The organism is Streptomyces telluris (genome assembly GCF_024519335.1).
In the GTDB taxonomy this organism is placed as follows: Bacteria; Actinomycetota; Actinomycetes; order Streptomycetales; family Streptomycetaceae; genus Streptomyces; species Streptomyces telluris.
Genome location: NZ_JANIID010000025.1, coordinates 118257 through 134467, shown reverse-complemented (window position 1 = coordinate 134467; position 16211 = coordinate 118257). Strand labels below are relative to the sequence as shown.

The 16211-nt window shown below is 71.6% G+C and carries 18 protein-coding genes; 8 read left to right on the top strand and 10 right to left on the bottom strand.

The window, feature by feature from the left end; genetic code table 11:
- The first annotated feature begins 288 nt into the window (after positions 1 to 288).
- Together NQU55_RS24740 and NQU55_RS24735 are read left to right on the top strand one after the other, a co-directional pair.
- The gene (locus tag NQU55_RS24740; protein ID WP_168096978.1) at positions 289 to 525 is read left to right on the top strand and encodes a chaplin family protein; all 237 of its coding nucleotides are present in this window, start codon (positions 289 to 291) and stop codon (positions 523 to 525) included.
- Positions 526 to 829: 304 nt separating this feature from the next.
- Complete coding sequence (locus NQU55_RS24735; protein ID WP_256791155.1) at positions 830 to 2056, top strand: serine hydrolase domain-containing protein; 1227 nt, start codon at positions 830 to 832, stop codon at positions 2054 to 2056.
- A 4-nt stretch (positions 2057 to 2060) separates the two neighbouring features.
- Here the strand turns inward: NQU55_RS24735 and NQU55_RS24730 are convergent, their stop codons facing one another.
- Positions 2061 to 2447 carry a hypothetical protein gene (locus NQU55_RS24730; protein ID WP_168093869.1) on the bottom strand — a complete coding sequence of 129 codons (387 nt, stop codon included), beginning with the start codon at positions 2445 to 2447 and terminating at the stop codon, positions 2061 to 2063.
- Positions 2448 to 2669: 222 nt separating this feature from the next.
- Here NQU55_RS24730 and NQU55_RS24725 point away from each other — a divergent pair, with 222 nt between their 5' ends.
- Positions 2670 to 3296 (top strand): hypothetical protein, encoded by a 627-nt coding sequence (locus tag NQU55_RS24725; RefSeq protein ID WP_168093870.1) that lies wholly within the window; start codon positions 2670 to 2672, stop codon positions 3294 to 3296.
- Between the two features lie 61 nt (positions 3297 to 3357).
- Here the strand turns inward: NQU55_RS24725 and NQU55_RS24720 are convergent, their stop codons facing one another.
- The gene (locus tag NQU55_RS24720; protein WP_168093871.1) at positions 3358 to 4566 is read right to left on the bottom strand and encodes a glycosyltransferase; all 1209 of its coding nucleotides are present in this window, start codon (positions 4564 to 4566) and stop codon (positions 3358 to 3360) included.
- Between the two features lie 330 nt (positions 4567 to 4896).
- Here NQU55_RS24720 and NQU55_RS24715 point away from each other — a divergent pair, with 330 nt between their 5' ends.
- Entirely contained in the window at positions 4897 to 5379 is a 483-nt protein-coding gene (locus tag NQU55_RS24715; RefSeq protein WP_168093872.1) for an SAM-dependent methyltransferase, read from the top strand.
- A 43-nt stretch (positions 5380 to 5422) separates the two neighbouring features.
- Here NQU55_RS24715 and NQU55_RS24710 read toward each other — a convergent pair whose 3' ends face one another.
- From NQU55_RS24710 to NQU55_RS24700, 3 genes are all read right to left on the bottom strand, one after another.
- Entirely contained in the window at positions 5423 to 6346 is a 924-nt protein-coding gene (locus NQU55_RS24710; RefSeq protein ID WP_168093873.1) for a phosphotransferase family protein, read from the bottom strand.
- Between the two features lie 48 nt (positions 6347 to 6394).
- Positions 6395 to 8116: a TnsA endonuclease N-terminal domain-containing protein gene (locus NQU55_RS24705; RefSeq protein WP_168093874.1), complete on the bottom strand. Its 1722-nt coding sequence runs from the start codon at positions 8114 to 8116 to the stop codon at positions 6395 to 6397.
- A gap of 139 nt (positions 8117 to 8255) precedes the next feature.
- Complete coding sequence (locus NQU55_RS24700; protein WP_168093875.1) at positions 8256 to 9230, bottom strand: isopenicillin N synthase family dioxygenase; 975 nt, start codon at positions 9228 to 9230, stop codon at positions 8256 to 8258.
- Positions 9231 to 9529: 299 nt separating this feature from the next.
- On the opposite strand from NQU55_RS24700, the gene NQU55_RS24695 reads away from it, so the two are divergent.
- Positions 9530 to 10486 carry an Lrp/AsnC family transcriptional regulator gene (locus NQU55_RS24695; RefSeq protein ID WP_206329540.1) on the top strand — a complete coding sequence of 319 codons (957 nt, stop codon included), beginning with the start codon at positions 9530 to 9532 and terminating at the stop codon, positions 10484 to 10486.
- 47 nt (positions 10487 to 10533) lie between these two features.
- Here the strand turns inward: NQU55_RS24695 and NQU55_RS24690 are convergent, their stop codons facing one another.
- Positions 10534 to 11403: a LysR family transcriptional regulator gene (locus NQU55_RS24690; RefSeq protein WP_168093877.1), complete on the bottom strand. Its 870-nt coding sequence runs from the start codon at positions 11401 to 11403 to the stop codon at positions 10534 to 10536.
- 110 nt (positions 11404 to 11513) lie between these two features.
- Here NQU55_RS24690 and NQU55_RS24685 point away from each other — a divergent pair, with 110 nt between their 5' ends.
- A complete protein-coding gene (locus NQU55_RS24685) occupies positions 11514 to 11966 on the top strand; it encodes a nuclear transport factor 2 family protein (protein ID WP_168093878.1) in 453 nt (150 codons plus the stop codon).
- Positions 11967 to 12009: 43 nt separating this feature from the next.
- Here the strand turns inward: NQU55_RS24685 and NQU55_RS24680 are convergent, their stop codons facing one another.
- Positions 12010 to 12351 carry a TetR-like C-terminal domain-containing protein gene (locus NQU55_RS24680; protein WP_256791154.1) on the bottom strand — a complete coding sequence of 114 codons (342 nt, stop codon included), beginning with the start codon at positions 12349 to 12351 and terminating at the stop codon, positions 12010 to 12012.
- Here NQU55_RS24680 and NQU55_RS24675 point away from each other — a divergent pair.
- Positions 12316 to 12582, top strand: coding sequence for an NAD(P)-dependent oxidoreductase (locus NQU55_RS24675; RefSeq protein ID WP_372504798.1), 267 nt, complete (start codon positions 12316 to 12318; stop codon positions 12580 to 12582). The genes NQU55_RS24680 and NQU55_RS24675 overlap by 36 nt on opposite strands.
- Here the strand turns inward: NQU55_RS24675 and NQU55_RS24670 are convergent.
- Positions 12541 to 13488: an MOSC domain-containing protein gene (locus tag NQU55_RS24670; protein ID WP_168093879.1), complete on the bottom strand. Its 948-nt coding sequence runs from the start codon at positions 13486 to 13488 to the stop codon at positions 12541 to 12543. The two genes, NQU55_RS24675 and NQU55_RS24670, sit on opposite strands and share 42 nt — an antisense overlap.
- 19 nt (positions 13489 to 13507) lie before the next feature.
- Positions 13508 to 14176: an O-methyltransferase gene (locus tag NQU55_RS24665; RefSeq protein WP_168093880.1), complete on the bottom strand. Its 669-nt coding sequence runs from the start codon at positions 14174 to 14176 to the stop codon at positions 13508 to 13510.
- A 176-nt stretch (positions 14177 to 14352) separates the two neighbouring features.
- Between NQU55_RS24665 and NQU55_RS24660 the strand changes: the two genes are divergently transcribed.
- A complete protein-coding gene (locus NQU55_RS24660) occupies positions 14353 to 14976 on the top strand; it encodes a nucleoside deaminase (protein ID WP_168093198.1) in 624 nt (207 codons plus the stop codon).
- Here the strand turns inward: NQU55_RS24660 and NQU55_RS36895 are convergent.
- Positions 14966 to 16192, bottom strand: a complete 1227-nt coding sequence (locus NQU55_RS36895) for a cytochrome P450 (protein WP_168093197.1) — start codon at positions 16190 to 16192, stop codon at positions 14966 to 14968. The two genes, NQU55_RS24660 and NQU55_RS36895, sit on opposite strands and share 11 nt — an antisense overlap.
- Between the last annotated feature and the right edge of the window lie 19 nt (positions 16193 to 16211).

The window sequence follows — 16211 nt, the reverse complement described above, 5'->3', positions numbered from 1 at the left end:
TGATCGCCGGTCCGCGGAGGACCGAAAAACCATCGCAGGGGCGGTGGCACCCACATCACGGGGTGCCCCGCCCCTGAGGCGTGTGTCCATCGCACGCATCCCTCAACCACGTGTGTTCGTCAGGTGGTTGGCGGGCCGCACCCGTAGGGGGTCAATGCCGGGGACGCGGTCACGGAGGAGGATGAACATACAGGCCATTGGTAGTGCCAGCAGTTTTTCCTACGCAAGACTCTTCCTTGCCAGAGCTTTTACCTGGCTTACTTCCCCCTTCCACCTTTTGGAGAAGCTATGAGCATCCGCAACGCCGCCGCCGTGACCGCTCTCGCCGCCGCTGCCCTCGGCGCCGGCGCCGCCACGGCGAGCGCCCACGGCCAGGCCGTCGGCAGCACGGAGAACTCCCCGGGCGTGGCCGCCGGGAACGTGGTGCAGGTCGCCCCGCGTGTCTCCCCGAACGTCGGTGGCAACGTGGTCTCCGTGGTCGGTGTCGGCAACCTCAGCCACGGCAACACCCTGATCAACAAGTAAGCCCCGGTTCCAGCCGCCGAGGGCCACAGGGATCACCACACCTGTGGCAGGCCGCGCGTCCTTCGACTTCCCGTCGGGCGCGCGGCCTTTCTCTGCTCCCGTCAACGGATACGGCGACTTCTGTTGCCTGGAAGGTGCTACTTCCGTCTGCCGGATGACGCGCGCTGAATACTTTGGTTGACCTTCCATACCCGTTCGGTCTGATGACCTCTCGCCTCAACCTGCGGGACGATCAGGGTCGTTGCAGCGTCTCTCGCCGAAGCGGCGCGGAGACCGCGCAGGAACGAGGGGCGGAGGGCCGGGCATGAGGCGTAGCAGGGACGGCAAACAGCGCGTGGCGGCGAGAGCGATCGCGGGGGTGGGTGCGGTCACCGCACTGCTGGTCGGCGGGCCTGTGTCGAACGCGCTCGCGCGGCCGGAGTCCGCCGCGATCGCGGCGCAGCCGGGGCGGGCCGGGGCGGACACGCGCGCCGAGGTGCAGAGGGCACTGGACGCCATGGTGAGGGCCGGTGCTCCCGGTGTCCTGGCGCGGGTCGACGACAGCACGGGCTCCTGGACCGTCACCAGCGGCGTCGCCGACCTGCGGACGGGACGTGAGGTCCCGCACGACGCGCAGTTCCGTATCGCGAGCCTCACCAAGGGGGTGGTGGCGACCACGGTGATGCGGCTGGCCGAGGCCGGCCGACTGGAGCTCGACCGCCCGGTCGGGGACCGGCTGCCCGGAGTGGTCAGCGGGGCCGACCGCATCACCGTCCGCCAGTTGCTGAACCACACCGGTGGGCTGGCCGACTACATCGAGCACGAGGAGTTCAACGACCCGGCGGTCTACGGCAAGCGCACGTACCGGCCGGAACAGCTCGTGGCCCTGGCGAACGGCCTGGGCGCGAAGCACGAGCCCGGACTGCCCTTCACGTACTCCAACACCGGATACTTCGTGCTCGGCATGTTGATCGAGAAGGTCACCGGGCACCAGCTCGCGGACGAACTGCGAAACCAGGTGCTGGAGCCCGCCGGCATGACCCGGACGTTCCTGCCGCTGACCGAGCCGGAGCTGGAGGGGCCGCACGCCACCGGCTACTACCTGCCCAAGGGCATCGATCCGGAAGCACCGGGGGCGTTGCGGCCGATCACGGAGATCAACCCCTCCTTCGCCTGGGCCGCCTACGGGCTGGTGTCGGACGCCCGGGACGTCAACCGCTTCTACCAGGCCCTCTTCGGCGGCCGGCTGGTCCGGCCGGCGTCGCTGGAGCAGATGCGCACGGGTGTGGCCACGCAGCAGGCCCCGGTCTTCCCGCACTACGGCCTCGGCCTGGAGTCGGCCGGACTGACCTGCGGCGAGATGTGGGGCGGGACCGGTTCGATCCCCGGCTACGAGACTTTCGCCTTCGCCGACCGCGACGGGGAGCGCCGGATGACCCTCTCGATCAATGTCCAGCGCAACGACCCAGGGGTGGAGGACATCGTCTACGCCGGAATGGACGCCCTCAACCAGTACTTCTGCGGCAGCCCTTACCGGCCGATGCCCCGGTAGGGAATCAATTGGTGATGGTGGTGCAGGGAAGTCCTACGCTGGCGTCGCCGCGGAACCCTTCCGCACAGAGACGGGTGCCCGGCGGGAAGTGACGCTGGGGGTACGCCTGGTCCCGGTACGTCCTGAACTTCGCGACGTCCTCGGTCTTGGTGCCGGCGCTCCAGCCGTTGGTGGTCCACACGCGGGCACGGATGCGGTTCGGCTGATTGGTGTTGGTGACGGACACCTCGACCCGGCCCAGGTAGTTGCCCGTGTCATAGGTCTGGATGCAGACCGAGTGGTTGCACCACTTGCCCGCAGCCGCTGCAGGCGGTCCTGCGGCGATGACGCAACCCAGCGCCGCAGCCATGGCGCCGATTCCAGAGAGGATCTTCTTGGTGATGCCGTGCATGGGGCGTGGCCTCCAGTGTTCGTCGATCGCGTCGTCGCTCCTGGTGTCAGTGTGATAGCTGATAGTCAGCCCAGGCGGCCTCTGCCGCTCCGTTCACCCGAACCGGGCGGCCGGCGCCCCCTATGCGTCCGCTGCACTCCATCGAGTGGAGTCCGCACTCGCACGGGCTATTGCAGGCCCGCCCTGACTCCGGATCAGGGCTTCCCTTCCGAGGATGGGTCCATGTCACTCCCTCCTCTGCATCCCCTGCGCTCTCTGGCCCGCCGCATCGTTCCCGTCGCGCTGGCCGCACACGCCGTGCTGGTCGTTGCTCAGCCGGCCCCGGCTCAGCCCGCGTCCGCGCCGCACACGACCGCCGCTTGTACACCGGCCGGCTGCGGATCGGTGGTCGTCGCTCCTCTGTCCCAGGCGGCTCCGGACCACGGCCCCTGCACCAGCCCGGAACCGGTCGTGTGCATGATCCGGAAGGAGACGCCGCAGGAGCGCAAGGTCGCTCGCAAGCAGCGGGTGCGGTATCACCAGCTGCTGAAGAACATGGAGCGCAAGGCATGCGCCATGCGCGCCCGGGGAAGCTCGGAGGAAAACATCGCCCGCACCTTGGTGAAGATGCGCAACGACGCCAAGGACATCGTCCGTGCGGGCATGACGCCGGAGCAGGTCGCGGAGCTGGAGGCGCGCAACCAGAAGAAGTACGGCAACCCTCTCGGTCCGACAGCGGAACAGCTGCACACCAAGTACGGCTCCTGGGAGAAGGTGAGCGAAGCCGCCACCCGCTCGAGCGAGGTCGTGGACCACGAACTCGGCCTGGAGTTCCGCCACTGTTCCTGTGACGTCCTCCGGGCAGCGTGACCCGCGTCAGCCCCGAAGACGTTCCTGCAGGGCGCAGGCCGATTCCCAGCGGTACACACACTCACCGCTCTCGGAGCAGCAGTTGCGCGGCCACCGCCGCCCCGTCGGTGCGGATCGTGCCGGCCACGGAGGCCGCTCGTGCCCGGGTCCCGGGGCTCAGGGCCGTCGTGAGCGCGGCCGACAGGGACACGAAGGTCGGAGCCGGGCCGTGGTGTGCCGCGCCGATGCCCAGGTCGGCCACCCGGCCCGCCCAGTAGGGCTGGTCCGCCGCCTGGGGCACCACCACTTGAGGCGCACCGGCCCGGGTGGCCGTTGCCGTGGTCCCCGCCCCGCCGTGGTGCACGACGGCGGCCACCCGGCCGAAAAGCGCCTGATGGTTGACCTCGCCGACGGCCAAGCAGTCGTCCCGGTCGTCGGTCAGGGTCAGGCCGGCCCAGCCGCGCCTGACGAGTGCGCGGCGGCCCTGCGCCCGGATCGCGTCGACGGCCACTTGGGCGACGTCCGCCGCTGCGTGCATGGGCATGCTGCCGAAGCCCACGTACACCGGTGGAGACCCGGCCTCCAGGAAGGCCGTCAACCCGGCCGGGAGCGGGCGGGGATCGGGTGTGGTCCATGCGCCGGTCTGGACGACGTCGAGCTCCGGCGTCGGCCGCCACGGGTCGAGGACCGGGTCCGTCGCCAGCCACGGCCGGTCGCCGACGACGTAGGCGCGGACGTCGTCCACCGGGGGCAGGCCGATCGTCGCCCGGTTCGAGTTGAGCGCGTCGCCGAACAGGGCGTTGATGCTCTCGGCGTCCAGGTCCCACAGCTCCCGGTTGTCGGTCACGTCCGGTGGGAACGGCCGTCCCGGATACGCCATCGGCGGGTGGTGCGGCGACGGCAGGTCGAGCTGCTGGAACGTGACGGACACGGAGCGGATGCCCAGCTTCTCGGCTACCGACAGCGCACCGGCCGCGGTCGGCAACATGCCGGTCGCCACCAGCACGTCGCACCCCTCGGCCGCCGCGGGGATGACGTCGAACTGGGTGGCGATCAGCTCAGCCGCGTACCGGGGCAGGGACGACGGCGGCGGCGCGGCCGCCGTCAGCTCGCGCGCCGACGGGCCGACGGGCACCACCGGTACGCCGGCACCGGCCAGCCGCTCCGCGAACTCCTCGTCCGGCGGCGCGCACACCCGCACCTCGGCGCCGAGCGCCCGCAATTGCACTGCGAGTCCCACCAGCGGTTCGACGTCCCCGCGCGACCCGTACGTCGACAACAGCACACGCATTTCACGACTCCCCTTCCGCGAATTCCGGCTCGGCCGGTGATTCTGCGGCACGACCGGGGCCTTGCCGCAAGGCCCCCGGTGCGCTATACGGTGAGAGTGGAAAGGAGTGCGTGAATACCTCCTTTCCTTTTTGCTGTCCGCTGTAGACGGACGGCTTCCCACGGGCAACCACCTCTCGAACGTCGTCGAGAACGCTTCCCCGAATGGCTCTTCCTGGGGCGGAGGTGTAGAGCGGCACCTACCGGGTGAACCAGCGCCTGACGAACACAGGCCGGCATCTACCCGGGACGGCTCGACGCCGTCCGGGCCACCGGCTTCGGCCGCCTGATCATGCTCTGCCACCCCGGCACCGACGACATCGAGCGCCTCCTGGCCCCGGCGCGGTGCACGCTGGCCGCGTGGGCGCTGGACGACCACTACTGCGACGACCCCGGGCTCGGAGCCGCACCCGCACTCGCCGGAGCCCGACCGGCGATCGCCGCCGCCACCGTGGACGGCCTCTACCATCACCCCTACGGCATCGGTCCTTACGACCCCGGCGTCCTCGAAGGCCCCGCATCCGCCGACCGCGACCAGCGGATCGTCGACGAGCTGCACCGGCTCGAGAGCGCCCAGGCCGACCTGTTCCTGGACCACCCAGGCCCCCTCCCGGCGGACGCCCGGGTCCTGGACGCCGGCTCCGGCCGCGGCGGGACCGGCTTCATGGCCCACCGGCGCTTCGGCTGCCGGGTCGACGGCGTGACCATATCCGAATACCAGGCCGGCTTCGCCAACGAGCAGGCCGAGGAGCGGGGCGTCGCCGACCGCGCCTGATGAGGGGGACGGTGCTGAGCCGTTCCACCAGGGGACGCCTGCCTCAGGTGGTGGCGAACCACGCTTCGGCAAGCGACGGAAGCGTGCCCTCGGCAGGCACGCCCAGTTCTCGCATGTACCAAGGGAGGTTGCTGTACACGTGCAGCAGCGTGTAGGCGAGCAGCACGTCCGGCTCGAAGGCGCTGCCGTACGCCTCGGTGAGCCGGGCCAGCAGCTTCGGGTCGCCACGGGTCACGAACAAGCCGACACCGACGAAGTCGTACGCGCGGTCACCGATCATGGCCGGTTCGAAGTCGAAGAGCCCGGTCAGATGCCACCCGCCGGGATCGACGAGGAGATGCTGCCGCATGACCTCTGTGTGGAGGAGCGAGCGCCGCGGGGTCCGGGGGAGGGGGACCGAGGCCAGGAAGCCGGGGATCTGCTCCAGCCAGTGATCCGGCAACCCGCGCGTGCGCTGCCGCTCCACGGCGCCGGCGCGCTGCCCGTCCAGGAAGCTTCCCCAGTCCCCGGGGCCCAGGACGTCTTCGAGGGGGCCGGGATCGAGGGAGTGGAGGACGGCAAGGGCCTCGCCGGTCCCGGTCACGAGCCGTTCGCGGTCGGCCTGCGGGATGCCGTCCCAGGCGTGGGCCAGGTTCCGGCCGGGGAGCCGGGACATCAGCACGTACTGCCAGCCGTTCTCGTACGGGCCGAAGTCGCGCACCTGCGGCGTCGCCACCGGCAGCCGCCCCTGGAGATACGACAGGACGCGGCCTTCGGTGATTCCGTCCTCCGCAGCCGCTCCGGGAAACAGCTTGAGGACGTGCTCCTCGCCCACCGCGTAGACCGGCTGGGACCCGTCGGGAAAGCGGGCGAGGGGCTCCCCGGCCAGGCCGAGGCGAGCGCACAAGTCCTCGGCTCCCGGCCGCATCACCGTTTCGTCGGGGACGACGACGTCCCACTCTTCATCTGTGTCCACGGGCGGAAGCATGAGCGAACCGTAGAAGCCCGCTTTCCGGCCTGCAACCGGGTTTTGCCGCTACGCGCTCGGCCGGACCCGTAGCCGGTAGGGGCCCAGCTCCCAGTGCCAGTCGTTGCGCAGGATCAGCGCCGCGAGGTCGAGGGAGGTGAAGGGGACGCCGCGCGCGATGTCCCGTACGTCCGGCCAGGTCAGGTCCCTGGAGGCCAGAGCCGCACCGAGGCGGCGCTCCAGCTCCGGGTCGGCCGGGTGCCCCGCGAGATCCGTGCGCGTGCGGGCGCCGTCGGTGACCAGGAGACCCCACCCCTTGCGACGGCACAGCCCGGCCGCGGCGCGGTGCTTGGCCTGGTTGATCGCGAGCGGGATGTCACCCTGCGGCTTGGCCTCGATGAGGACGGCGCGGCCGTCGGTGGTGACGGCCAGGAAGTCGGGGTAGTACGAGCGCCGCCGCCCGGCATGGGTGTAGCCGAGGGCGAGGGGCTGCTCCTGGAAGTAGGCGACCTGGTCGGCGTGGTCCAGGAGCTGGACGACCCGCAGTTCGGTCACCGACTCGTACTGCACTTCGCGCCTCAGCTTGCGGCTGAACCAGACGCCGGAGTGCTCGCGCTGCTGCACGCTGCGCCGGGCCACCAGCTCCTCCCGGGCTGGGGCCGGACCGGGAGCGCCGAACCAGTCGGCCGCCGCGACCTGCGCCGCCCACCGGCGCGAAGCGCGCTCCCGGCGTTCGGTCGTCCTCTGCTGCTTCCGTTCCTCCTTGTGCCGCTCGGCAAGCGCCGAGACGGCCTCCTTGAGGAGACTCCGGGCCCGTTCGTCGCCGTACCCGGCGAGACGGGCCAGCACCAGGCCGCCGGGGTTCAGCGGCACGCCGGGCAGCGCCACCTCGACGACGGCCGGCAACCGCGCCGCGACAGGAGCGCCGTGCGCGCGTTCCGGGCCGAGGAGGTCGCCCAAGGCCTCGCGCAGGGCGACGGTGGCCGGCTCACGGTTGCCGAGCATGCGGGTGATGCCACGGGCCTGCAGCTGGCTGATGCGCTGCGGCGTCAGGGAGAACTCCTGCCCGATGGCCTGCTGGGTGGACGGCTCATGGCCCGCCAACCCCAGCCGGCGGCACAGCACGGCGTGGGCCCGTGCGTGACGCAGCTCGTCCACGGCCGCGGCCACCAGGTCCCGCAGCACGGTCGCCGTGCCGGCGCTGTCACCGGCCACGGCTTCCCAGGACAGGTCGGTGGTCGCATAGCCCGGGCAGACGGTGTCCAGCAGCCAGCCCTCCAGGAGGAGGCGGCCGTCCGCCCGCCACAACCGCTCGGCGACCGGCCGCAGCGCCTCGACCGGGAAGGCGCCCAGGGCTTTGAGCGGCTTCCTGGCCAGGAACTCGGCGCGCCGTTCGGGCGACAGGCGATGCCCGGTCACCTCCTGCCAGACGTCGGCGATCGCACCCGGCTCGCTGACCAGCGGCCGCTCCCGCTTCCCTCGCCGGCCCGCCGCCTCCCGCTCCCTCCTGGCGGCCGTGCGCGCCCGTCGGTTCTCCGCGAATTGCGCCTGCCAGTCGTAAGCCCCCGAAGCAAGCCGTTCGGTCAGCCACGCGACGGCCGCCTCACCATCGGCCGCCTCGTCCGCCGGAACCAGTTGCCTGGCTGCCGAGCGGATGGCGGTGATGCTGCGCTGATGCCGGCCCGCCAACTCCTCGACGCTCAGCCCTCCGGCGATGCCGTCGACGAGTTGCCCGTACTCCTCGGGACTCCAGCTGCTGCCCCTGCGCTCCGGCACGGTTATGCCGCCCACGTCGTCCTTCACCTGCAAGCCCCCACTTCGCACGCGAATTGCCGGCCATGAAGTGATGGCCTGCGTACGGGAGTATGTCCGATGCGTGTTCGCGGAGGCGGGGAGGCAGCAGTGGCCTCTCACTTCAGGTCACTTCATGTCACTTCAGGGCGATCTCGGCGACCTTGGAGCGGACGTAGGCGCGAGCCGTGACCGGAGGGTGGGATACCCGGCCGATCGGGGCGGGGAGCGACTCGACGACGGTGTGCGGGTCGCAGTCGTAGAAGTAGACCAGGGACATCAGCTCCTCGGACGGGGCGTCGGCGGGCGGGGCCAGTACGCGGTGGCGGCCGGAGCGCCAGCGGTCTCCGGTCCAGCGGGCCATCAGGTCGCCGATGTTGACGGTGAGCGCCTCGGGGTCGTACGGGGCGTCCTGCCAGCCTTCGTCCTCGGTGTGGATCTGCAGACCGCCCTTGCCGGGCTGCCGGTCGAGGACGGTGACCGTGCCGAAGTCGGTGTGCGGGCCGACACGGAACTGACCCGGCCGCGGCGTTCCCGCCGTGGTGATGGCGGGATACCAGTTGAGGGTCAGGGTCCAGTCGGGGCGGTTGGTGTGCCGGGTGAAGAAGTCGAGCGGCCGGCGCAGGGCCGCCGCCAGGAGTTCGAGCAGTTCGTCGGCGAGCGCTTGCATGGAGCGTACGTACCGCGCGAGGAGGGGCCGCAGCGCCGGGTGCCGGGACGGCCAGGCCGCCGGCAGGAGCAATCCGGCCTCGGGTCCTGGGCGGTCAGCCGTGGCGTCGTACGGGCCGGGGGCCGTCGACCAGGTTTCCACCAGGTCGGGCGGCGTGATCAGACCTTCCGCCCGGCCGGTGGCCACCGCTCCCGGACCGCTCCAGCCGTACCGGCCGCTCTGCGCCAGGAACGGCAGCTTGACGTCGGCCGGCTGGTGGAAGAAGGCGCGGGCCGTGGCGCGGATCGCGGCAGGCAGACCGGGGTCGACGCCGTGGCCGGTGACGAGCAGGAAGCCCGCTCGCTCAAGTGCGCGGTCGACAGCGGTGGCGAGACGGTCGCGGCTCCGGCGGTCGCCGGTCCGCCACTGGGAGAGGTCGATCGTGGGAATCGCGGAAGCACTCATGCTGCTCTCCTCCTCATGCTCATTGTCCTGCCGCGTCCGGGGTGGTGAAGCGGCCCGGTCATGGTCGTCCGAGGGGCGGGCCCCACCCAGCCGTTCACCGGGAAGCGGGAGGAACAGGCGATTCCGGCCGGTGAGGCGGGAGAATGCGGCAGGCTGCGGGCCGGTCGGGACCCGGGCCGTTTATCGTCGGGTCCTGTCGTGGAGACCATGAGATGGCGTGAAGCACGGGAGGGGAGCCCACGGTGACGGGATCGGGACCGGGATCGGGATCGGGATCGGGATCGGGTGCCTTCGACACCTTGGAGCTAGGGCTGTTACAGGCCCTCCAACTCGACGGACGGGCGGCCCTGAGCCGCATCGCGCGCAGCCTGGGCGCCTCGGAACGCACGCTGGCCCGCCGCTACAGCCGGCTGTGCACGCTGGGCCTCCGTGTCGTCGGCCAGCTCGTTCCGGCACGGCTGGGCATGACCCGTTGGCTGCTGCGCCTCCACTGCGCTCCCGGCTCCGCGGGCTCCGTCGCCCGGGCCCTGGCCCGCCGGCCCGACACCAGCTGGATCTCGCTGGCCTCCGGGGGCAGCGAGCTGTACTGCGCCCTCACCACCTCCACGCAGCACGAGCGGGACAAGCTCCTCCTGGAGAAGCTGCCCCGCACCCCCGGCCTGACGAGCGTCGACGCACACTGCCTGCTACGTGTCTTCACCGGCATCACCAGTACGTGGTACGCCAGCGGCATCCCGTTCGGCCCGGCCCGTAGGGACGAGGAGAATGGCGCCCCGCTGCCGGCCCCGGAGTTCCGCGAGCCTCCGGGGCCCCTGTCCCTGGACGCCACCGACCGCGCCCTCCTCGCCGAGCTGGCCAAGGACGGCCGGGCAGCCCTGCCCGAGCTCGCGGCCGCCACCGGCCGCTCGCCCTCCAGCGTCCAACGCCGCCTCGAACACCTCAAAGCCCAGGGGGCACTGGGCTTCTCCGTGGACTTCGCCCCCCGGCACCTGGGCTACGACCTGATGACCCACCTCTGGCTACGGGTGGCTCCCGGAGAAGTCTCGGCCGTCGGCCGCGCCCTGGCCGCCCACCCCGAAATCGCTTTCGCGGCCGCCACCACGGGCCCGCACAACCTCGTGGCCAGCGGAGTCTTCCGAGGCGACCACGACCTCCACCACTACCTCGACCAACGTGTCGGCTCGCTCCCCGGCATCCAGTCCATCGAGACCGCCCCGATCCTCCGCGAGGTCAAACGACTCGCCTTCCGCGCCTGACCATGCTCGGCACGGTGGCGACCGGCCTCCTCACCACGCGGTTGCTCCTACCGGATCAGTTCGCGGAAGCGGGCCACCAGCGGGTTGGTCGTGTCGCGGCGCCAGACCAGGGAGTTGGACGTGGTGGCGCCGGCGAGCGGGCGCGGGGTGACGCCGGTGCGGTGCAGCACCCGGTAGGAGTCGGCGAGCACGGCGGCGCCGAAGCCGGCGGCGGCCAGTGCCAGGAGCGTCTGCACCGTACGGGCCTCGGCGGCGATCCGCGGGACGACCCCTGCCTGCCGGCACAGAGCGGCGATCTCGTCGTAGGACAGCGGTGAGACTTCCCGTGGCCAGAGCACCAGGGGCACGTCGCCGAGTGCCGTGAGCGGCAGTTCGTCCTCGCCTGCGGCCAACGGGTGTGCAGAGGGAAGGAAGAGCGTGAAGGGCTCGCGCCACCACTCGCGTACGGCGAGTCGTTCGTCCTGCGCGGGCAGCCGCTGCACGGCGAGGTCGCAGCGGCCTTCCAGCACCTCGGCGGACATCCGGGCGTCGTTGAAGCTCTCCACCAGGCGGAGCTCGACGTCGGGGAGCGTCTCGCGGACGGTGCGCAGGGCGGCGCCGAGCGGGCCGTTGATCCCGGACCCGGCGAAGGTGATGGTCAGCCGCCCGCGCAACCCCTGCGCCGCCAGCCGCACGTCCTCCTGCGCGGCTTCGGCTTCGGCGAGGATCACCCGGGCACGGGCGAGCAGCGCCTCGCCCGCCGGGGTGGGGGTCATGCGACGGCCCTCACGGTGGAACAGGGGGGTTCCCAGGCGGCGTTCGAGGTCGCGCAGCTGGCGGCTGAGCGTCGGCTGGGTGAGGTGCAGGCGCTCGGCGGCGCCGACGAGAGTGCCGGTTTCGGCTACGGCGACGACGTAGCCGAGGACTCTGATCTCCATGTATGCCTCCAGGGCAGGCATTGTCTGCTCAAGACTGCCTTGCAGGCAAACACGCCCCCGGGCAGGGTTGATCACGTCAACCAGAACGACGACGACGAAACGAGGACCCCATGACTACGCCCGCCTCCGCCTCCGCCTCCACCGGCACCTCCACCTCCCTCCCGGCCACCGCACTTCACACCGTCGAGGCGTACTTCGAGGCATTCGGTCACGGTGACATGGACGCGGTGTTCGCTCTGCTCGACCCGGAGGTCGAGTGGTTCGTCCCCGGTGACGCCGCGCTGGTTCCCTGGGCGGGCCGGCGCACCGGGCACGCGGCGATGCGCGAGTGGTTCCCCCTGCTCGCCGGTGCGGGGGAGCGGAAGGACTTCGAGCTGTACGGGATGACGGCGCTCGGCCCGGACCAGGTCCTGGTGAACGGCCGGTTCGTCTTTCGCATGCACGCCACCGGGGCGGTCTACGACGACGAGTTCGTCATGCGCTTCACCGTCCGCGACGGGCGCATCACCGCCTACCGCATCTACGAGGACTCCCTTGCCCTCGCCCGCGCCTACCGGGGCTGAACGAGCCGGGCGGTCCCGGCCGTCAGCCCGGCGGTCCCGCCCATCAGTTGCCCGGTGCGATGCCGAGCGACCGGATGAGGGCGGTGAGTTCCTGGCGGAAGAGCTTGTCCGGGCTGGTGGTCTGGGCGCGCAGGTGGCCGTAGACCTCCAGTGAGATCAGACCGTGCAGGTGCCCCCAGATGCGCAGGGCGAGCGCGACGGCGGCCGGCGGCAGCTCGGGGAAGGCCGGGCGGACCTTGGCGAGGAGTCCGTCGTCGAAGTCGGACCACTCGAAGTCGCTGCCCTCGTAGAGGCGTCCGGCGTGAGGCCAGGCGGCTGCCGCGAGTGCGGTGATGCCCGTGCAGACGCGGTGCGCCGCTTCGGGTGCGGCGCCGCCCTCGGTCACCGCGACGCCCTCAACGTCCTCCGCACGTCGAACCGCCTGTGGACCTACTTCAGCCCCGCCGAGGACATCGCCCCCGGCGAGCGCACGGGCCGGTTCCGGGTGGGCGGCGACCAGGTGGTCGTGGACGCCGGGGGACGCAGCCGCATCTCGGCGGAGGACGCCGCTGTCGCCCTGATCGACGAGGCGGAACTACCGCGCTTCGTCCAGCGCCGCTTCACCGTCGGCTACTGACGGGCGCGCCGCGGCGGTCATGGTGCCCGCCGGGCCGCCGGGACCGCTCGGCGGTTCGGCCGGGCGGTCGTGGGAGCCGTACAGCTCGGACTCGCCCCAGGAGGTGACGGCCACGTCGTCGCCGACGGAGACCTTGCCGGGCCGGAGCACGGCGAGCTTCGTACCGAAGGCGACTCCGCCCTCGGCGGCCCGCCGGTATCCCGCGAGGGTGCGCAGCGGTTCCGGGCCCGCCTTCTTCGCCGACTCCTGTTCGACGAGCGTGACGGCACAACGGATGGCGAGCTTGGCGTAGCCCAGTTCGGTCGTACCGATGCTGAAGGCGTGGGCCCGGTCCTCGGTATGGGGCTCGTCCCAGCCGTCGATCACGATGTTCGGGCGGAAGCGGTTCATGGGCAGCGGCGCCGTGCCGCGTTCGGCCAGCTTGTGGTTGAGCAGGTCGAGGGTGGAGCGCGAGATGACGTGCAGGGCGCAGCTGTCGGCGTAGCCGGAAGTACCCGGTGTTCTGCCGTCGGTCACCCGGCGGTGCTCCGGCGGCACGCGCACCAGGCGGCTGGGTGCGCGGAGCACGTCGGAGAGCCATGCGGCGGCTGTGTCGCCCTGGTCGATGCCCTGGTAGGCGGTCCCGAACAGGTCGACCGGCAGGCGGGGGCCCGAGGCGTCCACCGGCAGGTCCACCGCGTCGGTCTCCGGCGCGCGAAGGGTCAGCAGTTCGCCGTCGTCACTGACGGCGGGCCGGATCAGGGCCAGCCGGGGGTCCCGGCGCTGGGAGCGGAAGACGCCCTCTTCGCTGATGACCATGAAGCTCCGGTCGTGCGCGAGCCCGGCGGGTGTCAGGACGGCCTCCCGGGTGGCCACGCCGGCACACCCCTTGACGGGGTAGTACGACATCTCGACGACGCGGGCCATGCCATGCCCCTCCGGCTCTCTAGCGGGTGACGAGTGCGAGGGCGAAGCCGTCGTGGCCCTTGGCGCCGACGGTCTGGATCGCGGTGGCGGTGAGGCGGGGGTGCTCCGCGATCAGCTCGGTGAAGCGGCGGACGCCCTGGATGTGGGGGTCGGCACTGGCCGGGTCGGTGACCGCGCCGTCACGGACGACGTTGTCGCCGATGATGACGCTGCCGGGCCGGGTGAGCTTCAACGCCCACTCCAGGTACGCCGGGTTGGACGGCTTGTCGGCGTCGATGAAGACCAGGTCGAACGGGCCCTGGCCATCGTCCGCCAGCCGGGTCAGTGAATCCACGGCTTTGCCGACGCGAAGGTCGACGACGTGCTCCAGCCCGGCGCGGGAGATGTTCGCGGAGGCTACGGCGGCACACTTCCCGTCGGCTTCGAGAGTGACCAGGCGGCCGTCCGCGGGCAGGGCCCGGGCGAGCCAGATGGTGCTGTAACCGCCGAGCGTGCCGATCTCCAGAACCGTGCGGGCGCCCTGGAGCCTCGCCAGCAGGTTCAGCAACTTGCCCTGATTGGGGGCGACCTGGTGCGCGGGCAGACCCGCCGCCGCACTGTCCGCGACGGCCGCGCGAAGGGCGTCGTCCTCCTCGACCAGCAGGCCGTTGAAGTAGTCGTCGACGGCGGTCCAGGTCTGCTGGGACACGTGAATTCCCTTCGATGCGCCTTCGAAACGCCATGCGTTCCGAAGGCGAACCTACTACGGACGTCCGGCAGTCGGCCAAGAGTTTGATGCGTGGTTGCTGTGGGCTTCGCCATTCCGACGGCCGAGTTCTCCGGTCGTGCCGGTCTCGCGCGGCCCGGGCCGCTATAGAGAAGGACATGACTCCTTCACACGGGCAGGCATCCCGGCGTCACTTCCTGCGCACCGCGGCCGCCGCGGCCCCGATCCCGGCACTTGGAGCGCTCGCTCCGGCCGCACACGCGGAGTCCGGTGCAGACGGCTTCCCGGCACGGTCCGCCGAGGGGAGACAGTGGATCGGCGAGTGGCCCGCCCATCTGAAGGAGGCCGCGGTGCACGCCATGCCGGTCGCCGTGGAGTGGGCCCGCCGGGCGCGCTGGCCCTTCGGGGCCGTGCTGCTCGACGCCGGCAGCGGCGCCGTGGTCGCCGGGGCGCGGAACACCACCGACCTGTCCGGCGACGACACCGCCCACGCGGAGACCGGCCTGCTGCGCGAGGCCGCCGCAGCAGGCCGCCACCTCCCCGGGTACGCGGTGGTCAGCACCGCCGAACCGTGTGCGATGTGTGCCGGGGCGCTCCTGTGGGCGGGGGTCCGGGCCGTCGCCTACGGGACGTCCGTCGCCAGGCTCATCTCCTACGGTGTCCCGCAGATCGACCTGTCCTTCACCGAGATCACCCGGCGCTCCTTGCTGTCGCGGCCCGCGGTGGGCCGCGACGTGTGCTCGGAACTCACCGACCCGCTCTACCGCGACCTCACCAGGTGACCGGGATCCCGGACGCCATGATCGCCATCCGGTTGGGGTGCCAGGGCACCTCCGCCGCCGGTACCGCGAGGCGGATGCCGGGCAGCCGGTCGAGGAGGACGCGGAAGGCCGTCTCGGACTGGCGGCGGACGAGGTGCGCGCCGGGGCAGTGGTGGCGACCGTAGCCGAACCGCAGGTGGGGGTTGGGGGAGCGGTCCGGGTCGAAGGACTCGGGGTCGGTGAAGGCGGCCGGGTCGAAGTTGACCGCGTCAAGGGACAGCAGCACCAGGTCGCCCTCGCTGAGGGAGGCGGAGCCGAGCTCGGTGTCCTTGGTGACGTAGCGCGGGATGGCGTTGCCCAGGACGACGCTGTACCGCAGCAGCTCCTCCACGCACTGCGGCATGGTCTCCGGGCGGGCCCGTACCGCGCTCATCACCTCCGGCTTCTGCAGGAGGTTGACGGCCGCCACGCCCAGGAAGCTCGCGAAGTCCTCGTAGCCGCTGACGAACAGCACCGAGACGATGTTGGACAGCTGCCGGCCCGTCAGCCCCTCCTGTTCGGCGTTGAGGTCGGCGAGGCGATCCGCCAGGCCGCGCGGCTCGCCGGGGCGGCGGCCGTCCATGTGCTCCTGCATGTAGACACGGATCTCCTCCCAGTTGCGGGCGAGCTCCTCCGGCGTGTACGTGACCATCGTCAGGTCCATGTCGGCCCGCCGGGCCAGCCACTCGCGGTCCGCGAAGGGCAGGCCGAGCAGCCGGCACATGCACTGGGCTGCGACCCATTCCGCGAAGTGCCGCTGCAGGTCGCCCGGTGAGCCCTCCCGGACCATCGCGTCCAGGCCCTCGCGGGTGACCTCGGCGACCCAGTCGGCGGGCAGCTCCGGCTGGTTGCGGCCGAGCGCCCGGAGCACCTCGTCGCGCAGCCCGGCCTTCTGCAGGTGGTTCATGGCGTCCAGCAGTTCGGGCGCCAGGATCTGGGCGTCCTGCGTGGGGCTGTCGGCCTCGCCCAGCACGGAGCGTGCGAAGGACCGGTCCCGCAGCACGTGCTGGGTCAGCTGGTAGCCGGTGACCAGCCACGCCTCCCCGCCGGAGTTGGTGCTCACCCGGGCCACGGGGCAGCGGCCGCGCAGTTCGGCGAGCTCGGGGGCGAGACGGTCGCCGTCGGTGCTGAACGGATAGTGCGGGAGCGGCTCCTCGTGCGGAGCGTCGTCGGTCACGGGCGGCTGCGGTGCGGTCACGTCGTACGAGCCTTTCTTC

Bases quoted from the DNA above. Each gene is read 5' to 3' on its own strand.
- NQU55_RS24740 (WP_168096978.1), top strand. From the start codon at position 289: ATGAGCATCCGCAACGCCGCCGCCGTGACCGCTCTCGCCGCCGCTGCC.
- NQU55_RS24735 (WP_256791155.1), top strand. From the start codon at position 830: ATGAGGCGTAGCAGGGACGGCAAACAGCGCGTGGCGGCGAGAGCGATC.
- NQU55_RS24730 (WP_168093869.1), bottom strand. From the start codon at position 2,447: ATGCACGGCATCACCAAGAAGATCCTCTCTGGAATCGGCGCCATGGCT.
- NQU55_RS24725 (WP_168093870.1), top strand. From the start codon at position 2,670: ATGTCACTCCCTCCTCTGCATCCCCTGCGCTCTCTGGCCCGCCGCATC.
- NQU55_RS24720 (WP_168093871.1), bottom strand. From the start codon at position 4,566: ATGCGTGTGCTGTTGTCGACGTACGGGTCGCGCGGGGACGTCGAACCG.
- NQU55_RS24715 (WP_168093872.1), top strand. From the start codon at position 4,897: ATGCTCTGCCACCCCGGCACCGACGACATCGAGCGCCTCCTGGCCCCG.
- NQU55_RS24710 (WP_168093873.1), bottom strand. From the start codon at position 6,346: ATGCTTCCGCCCGTGGACACAGATGAAGAGTGGGACGTCGTCGTCCCC.
- NQU55_RS24700 (WP_168093875.1), bottom strand. From the start codon at position 9,230: ATGAGTGCTTCCGCGATTCCCACGATCGACCTCTCCCAGTGGCGGACC.
- NQU55_RS24690 (WP_168093877.1), bottom strand. From the start codon at position 11,403: ATGGAGATCAGAGTCCTCGGCTACGTCGTCGCCGTAGCCGAAACCGGC.
- NQU55_RS24685 (WP_168093878.1), top strand. From the start codon at position 11,514: ATGACTACGCCCGCCTCCGCCTCCGCCTCCACCGGCACCTCCACCTCC.
- NQU55_RS24670 (WP_168093879.1), bottom strand. From the start codon at position 13,488: ATGGCCCGCGTCGTCGAGATGTCGTACTACCCCGTCAAGGGGTGTGCC.
- NQU55_RS24660 (WP_168093198.1), top strand. From the start codon at position 14,353: ATGACTCCTTCACACGGGCAGGCATCCCGGCGTCACTTCCTGCGCACC.